The 7,643-nt window shown below is 63.8% G+C and carries 7 protein-coding genes; 3 read left to right on the top strand and 4 right to left on the bottom strand.

All coding sequences use genetic code 11. The features are described 5' to 3' along the window. A partial coding sequence (locus EOA27_RS13885) for a sigma 54-interacting transcriptional regulator (RefSeq protein ID WP_145970344.1) occupies positions 1–969 on the top strand: 969 nt, incomplete at its 5' end. 166 nt (positions 970–1,135) lie between these two features. Next, the gene (locus tag EOA27_RS13880; RefSeq protein ID WP_126082060.1) at positions 1,136–2,944 is read left to right on the top strand and encodes an NAD(P)/FAD-dependent oxidoreductase; all 1,809 of its coding nucleotides are present in this window, start codon (positions 1,136–1,138) and stop codon (positions 2,942–2,944) included. 93 nt (positions 2,945–3,037) lie between these two features. On the opposite strand, the gene EOA27_RS13875 is transcribed toward EOA27_RS13880, so the two are convergent. The 3 genes from EOA27_RS13875 to EOA27_RS13865 are packed head-to-tail and all read right to left on the bottom strand — an operon-like array spanning position 3,038 to position 4,477. Next, on the bottom strand, positions 3,038–3,565 hold the full coding sequence (locus EOA27_RS13875; protein ID WP_126082059.1) for a GNAT family N-acetyltransferase: 528 nt from the start codon (positions 3,563–3,565) through the stop codon (positions 3,038–3,040). Between the two features lie 36 nt (positions 3,566–3,601). After that, entirely contained in the window at positions 3,602–3,904 is a 303-nt protein-coding gene (locus EOA27_RS13870; RefSeq protein ID WP_126082058.1) for a hypothetical protein, read from the bottom strand. A gap of 6 nt (positions 3,905–3,910) precedes the next feature. Next, positions 3,911–4,477 carry an XRE family transcriptional regulator gene (locus EOA27_RS13865; protein ID WP_126082057.1) on the bottom strand — a complete coding sequence of 189 codons (567 nt, stop codon included), beginning with the start codon at positions 4,475–4,477 and terminating at the stop codon, positions 3,911–3,913. 152 nt (positions 4,478–4,629) lie between these two features. On the opposite strand from EOA27_RS13865, the gene EOA27_RS13860 reads away from it, so the two are divergent. Further along, on the top strand, positions 4,630–6,456 hold the full coding sequence (locus EOA27_RS13860; protein ID WP_126082056.1) for an ATP-binding protein: 1,827 nt from the start codon (positions 4,630–4,632) through the stop codon (positions 6,454–6,456). A 172-nt stretch (positions 6,457–6,628) separates the two neighbouring features. Here the strand turns inward: EOA27_RS13860 and EOA27_RS13855 are convergent, their stop codons facing one another. Further along, the gene (locus EOA27_RS13855; protein WP_126082055.1) at positions 6,629–7,420 is read right to left on the bottom strand and encodes a GGDEF domain-containing protein; all 792 of its coding nucleotides are present in this window, start codon (positions 7,418–7,420) and stop codon (positions 6,629–6,631) included. Positions 7,421–7,643: the final 223 nt, after the last annotated feature.

The following is a 7,643-nucleotide window of genomic DNA, read 5'->3' as shown; positions in this document are numbered from 1 at the left end:
GCTCCCGCCGAGGCGCTGCCGAAACCGATCGCAGAGCTTTCCGGCGGCGATCCGGCCATGGCGGCCATGCAGGCGCGGGCCGCCAAGCTGGCGCGCACCACCATCCCGATCCTGATCCATGGAGAGACCGGTTCCGGCAAGGAACATCTCGCCCGCGCGCTCCATGACAGCTCCGGGCGTTCCGGCCCGTTCGTGGCCATCAATTGCGCGGCCATTCCCGAACATCTGATCGAGAGCGAGCTGTTCGGGCACGCCGCCGGCGCCTTTACCGGCGCCACGGCCAAGGGACGCAAGGGGCTGATCGAGAGCGCCGACGGCGGCACGCTTTTCCTCGACGAGATCGGCGACATGCCCTACGCGCTGCAATCGCGCCTGCTGCGGGTGATCGCCGAGCGCGAACTGATCCCGGTTGGCGGCACAGCACCTCGGCCTGTCGACATCAAGATCATCTCCGCCTCGCACCATGACTTGCGCCGACTGGTTGCCGAGGGCCGTTTCCGCGAGGATCTGTTCTACCGGCTGAACGCCGCCTCGCTGACACTGCCGGCGCTGCGCGAGCGCACCGATTTCGAATGGCTGCTGGAACGGCTGGTCGGCGAGCGCGCACGCTTGGCCGGGCGGCCGGCAAAACTATCGCCCGCGGCGCGGCTGGCGCTGATCCGTCATGGCTGGCCCGGCAACGTCCGCGAGCTCGTCAACGCCGTGGACCTGGCGGTGGCGCTTTGCGACGATGAGACGATCCAGCCCACGGACCTGCCCGATTTCGCCCCGGTCCGCACGGCGCCCCCGGCGCCTTCCGCCAGCCTGGTCGCGTTGCGCGCCCCCTCGCCCGAGGAAGAACGCGCAGCCCTGCTGGCCGTGCTGGCGGCGACCGGCTGGAACATTTCCGAAGCCGCGCGGCGTCTCGGCGTCGACCGCACCACGGTCCATCGCCGCATGAAGCGCCTGCGGCTGGAGGCGCCGAACTGACATTACAGGGGTGTGGCGCGCCGTAGCGCGTGCAACAGGAAATGCAACAGGCAAGGCGCCGCAAGAGCGTCCTAACAGATTGATTCCGTTTAACAGTCCAGATGAGCGCTACGGTTGGCACGCCGTTTGCTGCTCATGACGCAATCTAGCAAGTGGAGGAGAACAAATGCTCGAGAGAACACCCACCACCAAGGCACAGGCGCTGCTCGACAAGTTCGGCAAGGCGCTGGAAGCCGGCGACATCGACAGCGCCGTCAACTGTTTCCAGGCCGACTGCTACTGGCGCGACCTCGTCACCTTCACCTGGAACCTGAAGACCATGGAGGGCCAGGATCAGGTTCGCGACATGCTGCAAGCGACGCTGGCCAACATCAAGCCGACCGCATGGGCGGTGGCCAACGGCGAAGAAGCGACCGAGGATGGCGGCGTCATCACCGCCTGGATCACCTTCGAGACAAGCGTCGCGCGCGGTTTTGGCCTTGTGCGGTTCAAGGGCGACCTGATCTGGACCTTGCTCACCACGATGGCGGAGCTGAAAGGGCATGAGGAGAAGGCTGGCTTCACGCGTCCGCTCGGCGCCAAGCACGGGCACGGCAAGGACCGCAAGACCTGGCGCGAGGAGCGCGACGACGAGATCGCCGAGCTCGGCCATACGAAGCAACCCTATGTCGTCATCATCGGCGGCGGACAGGGCGGTATCGCGCTCGGCGCCCGGCTGAAGCAGCTCGGCGTGCCCACCATCATCATCGAGAAGAACGAGCGTCCCGGAGACTCCTGGCGCAAGCGCTACAAGTCGCTCTGCCTGCACGACCCGGTCTGGTACGATCACTTGCCCTATATCGACTTCCCGAAGAACTGGCCGGTCTTCGCGCCGAAGGACAAGATCGGCGACTGGCTGGAGATGTACACCAAGGTGATGGAGCTGAACTATTGGAACTCCACCACCGCCAAATCCGCCAAATACGACGAGAAGACGAAGGAATGGACGGTCGTCGTCGAGCGCGACGGCAACGAGATCGTGCTCAAGCCCAAGCAGCTGGTGCTGGCGACCGGCATGTCGGGCAAGGCGAACTGGCCGAAATACAAGGGCCAGGACATCTTCAAGGGCGAGCAGCAGCACTCCTCGACCCATCCCGGCCCGGACAAATACCGCGGCAAGAAGGTGGTGGTCATCGGCTCCAACAACTCGGCGCACGACATCTGCGCGGCGCTGTGGGAAGGCGGCGCCGACGTGACCATGGTGCAGCGCTCATCCACCCACATCGTCAAGTCGGACACGCTGATGGATATCGGGCTTGGCGCGCTCTACTCCGAGCAGGCGGTCGAGAACGGCATGACGACGCGCAAGGCCGATATGATCTTCGCGTCCCTGCCCTACCGCATCCTGCACGAATTCCAGATCCCGCTTTACCAGCAGATGAAGGAGCGTGACGCGAAATTCTATGAAGACCTGGAGAAGGCCGGCTTCATGCTTGACTGGGGCGATGACGGTTCCGGCCTGTTCATGAAATATCTGCGCCGCGGTTCCGGCTATTACATCGATGTCGGCGCCTGCGACCTCGTGATCGACGGCTCGATCAAGCTGAAGAGCGGACCGGGAGCCGCTGTGCAGGAACTCACCGAAACCGGCGTCAAATTCGTCGACGGCACCGAATTGCCGGCCGACCTGGTGATCTATGCCACCGGCTACGGCTCGATGAACGGTTGGGCCGCGGACCTCATTTCGCAGGAAGTGGCGGACAAGGTCGGCAAGGTTTGGGGTCTCGGCTCCAACACCACCAAAGACCCGGGCCCCTGGGAAGGCGAGCAGCGAAACATGTGGAAGCCGACGCAGCAGGAAGCACTGTGGTTCCACGGCGGCAACCTCCACCAGTCGCGGCACTATTCGCATTATCTTGCGCTGCAGCTGAAGGCCAGGCAGGTCGGGTTGCCTACCCCGGTTTATGGATTGCAGGAGGTCCACCACAAGGCGTGAGGCCGGACACTTTCCATAGATGGAAGCCCGCCACGGGCTTTCATCTATCCCGCCTTGAGCTTCGGACAGGCCCACATGGTCGCAACTTGATGGCTATCGATCTTTCCCTATCCGCTTCCAGTAGATCAGCGTCCCGGTCAGTCCGCCATGCGGCTTTAGCGCAAAGTCGGGGACCTCGCCGGTCAGCGTGAAGCTGAGCTTCTCATAAAGCCCCGCCGCGCCCTCCTCGCTTGCCGTGTCCAGCACAAGCAGCGTGCGGCCCTTCTCGACCGCCAGTGCCTCCGCGGCGCGCATCAGTGCGCTCGCGACGCCTTTGCCGCGATGGTCCCGTCCGGTCATCAGCTTGGCGATCTCGGCGCGGTGCGGCTGGTTGGGCGGAAAGTCGAGCAGCAGTGTGACGGTTCCTGCAAGCACCCCATCCTGCCATGCGCCCAGCACCGCCCTTTCTCCGCGCGCGGCCGCGGCAAGCGACTTGCGCCAGAAATCCAGTGCCGCCTCCGCCGGCAATGGATGCATGAAGCTCACCGATCCGCCCGCGGCGACGGTTTCGATCAACAGATCGGCGAGCATCGCAATGGTCGCCGCATCGTCGCTCAAGGCCCGGATTTCAAGTGCGTTCATGCTGGTGTTCTCCAAGGCGATGAGACATGAGGAAGGTCATTCGAAGTGGCTGATCCGCCTGCGCCGCCGCGCCCGCCGAATCTCGGCGATACGGTCGGCGTCGTCCTCGCGGCGGCCTCGCTCCAGGATCTCGAGCGTATATTCCTCGTAGGTCAGCCCGAGGCGCTCGGCCCTCTCCAGCCGCATCAGCATGACGGCCTGGCTTGGCGCCTTCCAGGCCTTGTCGTGGGCGGCGCGCCAGGCGAGGAAGACGTAGGCTTCGCCCTTGCCCCAGGGCGGGCCGTCATAGTCGTCGAGCGGCGGCCCGCCATTGTGCGAGCGTTTTGGTCGTCGAGGCATTTGAGATCAGTCCCTGACCAGCGCCACGAGATACTCCGCCGCAGCCGGTCCGGGAGCATGAAAGACGCAATCCGCCGGCGCCCCCAGCGCCAGGCAGTCGCCGGGCTCGAGCCGGTGCACCACATCACCCTCGGTGAAATCCAGCCTTCCCTCGATCAGCCATATCTGCTGCTTGATGAAGGCGTAGGACGCGGCCGGAAGGCTGACCTTGGCGCCCGCCGGCAGGCTGACCCTGATCAGCTCGAGCGGCATCTGCGATGCCGGCGACAGATGCCGCCTTATGTAGCCGGTTGCCGGATCCTGCCACACCGGCTGCTCGTCCCTGCGCAAAACGCCGCCGCCTTGCAGCTCGGCCCGCGCGATCAGCGTCGACAGGGTCATGCCGAACGCGGCCGCGATGCGCACCAGGAGCGCCGCGGTCGGACTGGTGGTGCCGCGTTCGATGGCGCTCAGCATCGCTTTGGACACGTCCGAGCGCCCCGCAAGCTCGGCCAGCGACCAGCCCCTCACCATCCTTTCGGAGTGTATCCGCCGGCCGATCGTGGCAGTGATGTCATCCGATATATCGTTCATTCGTCCAATATATCGGAATTGCGAAATCCGGGAAGAGGCTATTCGATCGAATTGTCGCGACCGGCTTAACACCGTCTACACCATTCGACCTCACCTCAATTTAACTCCGCCTGGATAGGGTCGACGCTCCAGGGAATGGGACCAGGTCAGTCATGTTTGTCGAACGCGAAGCCTCCGTTGGCGAACCGATTTCGCAGGAGCGCCGCAACGCCCTGCAAAGCGACAAACGCATTCTCGGCAATGTCGTGCAATGCGACGGCGCGCGCGCTACCATCAGCGCCTACGCCGAGGATGCCGACGGCACGGTTACCGGCCAGTGGACGGTTGGCAAGATGATCTCCATCAATCTCGGCGCCACGCGCACGGTCGGCCTTGTCTATGAGATCGGCAAATCGGACCGCGCCTGGAGCAATGAGGGCCAGAACCCGATCGAGGTCAGCATCGAATTGATCGGCGAAGTGCGCGACGGCGCAGAGCCGGGCGCCAAGCCGGTGTTCGACCGCGGCATCACCGCCTACCCGCATATCGGCGCGATCGCCCACCGTATTCGCAGCCGCGACCTGCAGGCGGTCTACGATCTGGCAGGACGCCATTCAGTCACCATCGGCACGCTGTCGCAGGATGAATCGATCGATGCCAACATCGCCATCGACGACACGCTGGCGCGCCATTTCGCCATCGTCGGCACCACAGGCGTCGGCAAGTCCACGGCGGTCTCGCTGCTCTTGCGCAAATCGATCGAGGCGCGGCCGGACCTGCGCGTGCTCATCCTCGACCCGCATAACGAGTTCGCGGCCTCGCTGCCGGAATATTGCGTCAAGGTCGATTCCAAGACCCTCGACCTGCCATTCTGGATGTTCAGGCTGGAGGAATTCGCCGAAGTGCTGTTTCGCGGCCGCGAGACGGTGCCCGAGGAAGTGGATGTCCTGCGCGATCTGATCCCAGCGGCCAAGAACCTCTATCGCAACCCCAGTTCCGGCACCTATGTTCGGCGTGGCAGCGATGCGCTGACGGCGGATACGCCGGTGCCTTACCGCATCGCCGATCTCATCAAGCAGATCGACGAGCGCATGGGCCTGCTCGAAAGCAAGAACGATCGCCCGGTCCTGAAGTCGCTGAAGACGCGCATCGAATCGGCGGCCGCCGATCCGCGTTACCGCTTCATGTTCAATTCGCGCCTGATCGAGGACACGATCCACGAAACGATCGGCAACATTTTCCGTGTCCCCAACCACGGCCGCCCGGTCACCTGCTTCGAGATGGCGGGCATGCCTTCGGAAGTCGTCAACTCGGTCTGCTCGGTGCTGGCCCGCCTTGCCTTCGACCTGGCCTTGTGGAGCGAGGGCCGGCTGCGGTTGCTCCTGCTTTGCGAGGAAGCGCACCGCTACATGCCGGCCGATCCGCGCCTCGGCTTCGCGCCGACCAGGCATGCGCTGTCGCGCATCGCCAAGGAAGGCCGCAAATATGGCTGCTATCTGGGTGTCGTCACCCAGCGCCCGGGCGAGCTCGACCCGACCATCCTGTCGCAGTGCTCGACCTTCTTCGCCATGCGTCTTGCCAACGAGCAGGACCAGGCAATCATCCGCTCGGCGATCGCCGACTCCTCGGCCTCCACGCTCGCGTTCCTGTCCTCGATGGGGCAGCGCGAAGCTATCGCCTTCGGCGAAGGCGTCGCGACCACCATGCGGTTGAAATTCGAGAAGCTGGCGCAGGAGTTCATCCCCGGAACCGCGAAAAGGGAGCAGGTCGAGCCCTCCGTGGACGGCAGCGATGTCGACCTGGCCATGATCGTCGAGCGGCTCCGCAACGTACCGAAGCCGCAGCAGGCCATGGCCTTCGCCGAGACCGTCGACTCGGCCCGGCAGGCCGGCGACCCGGACTATAAGAAGCCGGCCACAGCCGCCCCCCGCCCTCAGCCCGACGACGACTTCGACACCCGCTACGGCCTGAAGCCCTCGACCTTCGGCATACGCAGTTGAACGACTGACCGCCCGACATCGGACGGTGAGTAAATTCCGATAGAGAATTCGTCAGGCCGAGTCGGATGGTGCCGTTTGCGAGAACCGGAGCGGAGCGGACATCAAGTCCGTGAGCACCGGAAGCGCAGAAAACGGCGGCATACGGCCGGCCTCACGAATTCATCTTCGGAATTTAGGCGCAGACGCGGTTGCGGCCCTGCTTCTTCGCCTCATAGAGCTGACGGTCGGCGCGACGGTAGAAATCCTCCGCGCTCTCTTTGTGGTCCCACACGGCAAGGCCGACGCTGGTGGTGACCTTCAGCCGCACATTGCCCGACAGGATCGACAGGTTGGCGATCGCCTTGCGGATGCGTTCGGCGAACCGGGCAAGCAGCTCGACATCCATGTTGGGAGTGACGACGGCAAACTCCTCGCCGCCCAGCCGCGCCACCACGTCGTGATAGCGCGTCATGCCCCGCAGGCAGGTGGCTACGGCCCGCAGCACCTCGTCGCCGACATCATGACCATGTGTGTCGTTGACCTGTTTGAAGTGATCGAGATCGAGGATCATCAGCCCGACCGGCCTGTCGATACGACGAAATTCATGGAGATATTCACGCAGCGCATCGTCGAAATAGCGGCGGTTCTGCATGCCGGTCAGACCGTCGGTGAGCGCCGCCTGCTCGAGCGTCTGCGAACGGGCGCTGAGCGAGACCGTCATGGCCCTGAGCTTGCCCTCTTCCCGCACCTGGCCGCGGATCAGCGGGTAGATGAAGAAAGTGCCGAAGAACAGCGCGGTCGCCAGCAGCGCGCCAGTGACGAAAAGCAATTTGTTCAGATAGACGATTTTGTCGACACGTGATGCGGCATCGAGGTCCGAGGCGATGTCCTGTAACTGACCAAAGGCATGGAAGGTCACCAGGCCAGCGGCCAGGATCACGAAAATAAAGACGAAAAAAGCGGATTCCGCCTTGTGGAAACGCATCTACTCCCCGCGCCACTGTAACCCCTGAGCTTATGCCATAGCGGACCTTACGGACCGTTAACCCGGACAACCCTGGAGAGAATTAGAACAAAGGATTTTAAGGCGCTGATTGAAAAAGGCTTTTTGTCAGTCGCGAACTGCCGCTTGATCGTGCGGTCGCAGCCTGCGCCACTCCGCGCCCAGTTGGTGCCTGAACCAGGTCGATTGGCGCTTGGCATACTGC

It is taken from the genome of Mesorhizobium sp. M2A.F.Ca.ET.037.01.1.1 (assembly GCF_003998075.1).
Classification (GTDB): Bacteria; Pseudomonadota; Alphaproteobacteria; order Rhizobiales; family Rhizobiaceae; genus Mesorhizobium.
Note: the sequence above shows the minus strand (reverse complement) of the source record. Positions and strands in the feature narration are given on the sequence as shown.

Bases quoted from the DNA above. Each gene is read 5' to 3' on its own strand.
- EOA27_RS13880 (WP_126082060.1), top strand. From the start codon at position 1,136: ATGCTCGAGAGAACACCCACCACCAAGGCACAGGCGCTGCTCGACAAG.
- EOA27_RS13875 (WP_126082059.1), bottom strand. From the start codon at position 3,565: ATGAACGCACTTGAAATCCGGGCCTTGAGCGACGATGCGGCGACCATT.
- EOA27_RS13870 (WP_126082058.1), bottom strand. From the start codon at position 3,904: ATGCCTCGACGACCAAAACGCTCGCACAATGGCGGGCCGCCGCTCGAC.
- EOA27_RS13865 (WP_126082057.1), bottom strand. From the start codon at position 4,477: ATGAACGATATATCGGATGACATCACTGCCACGATCGGCCGGCGGATA.
- EOA27_RS13860 (WP_126082056.1), top strand. From the start codon at position 4,630: ATGTTTGTCGAACGCGAAGCCTCCGTTGGCGAACCGATTTCGCAGGAG.
- EOA27_RS13855 (WP_126082055.1), bottom strand. From the start codon at position 7,420: ATGCGTTTCCACAAGGCGGAATCCGCTTTTTTCGTCTTTATTTTCGTG.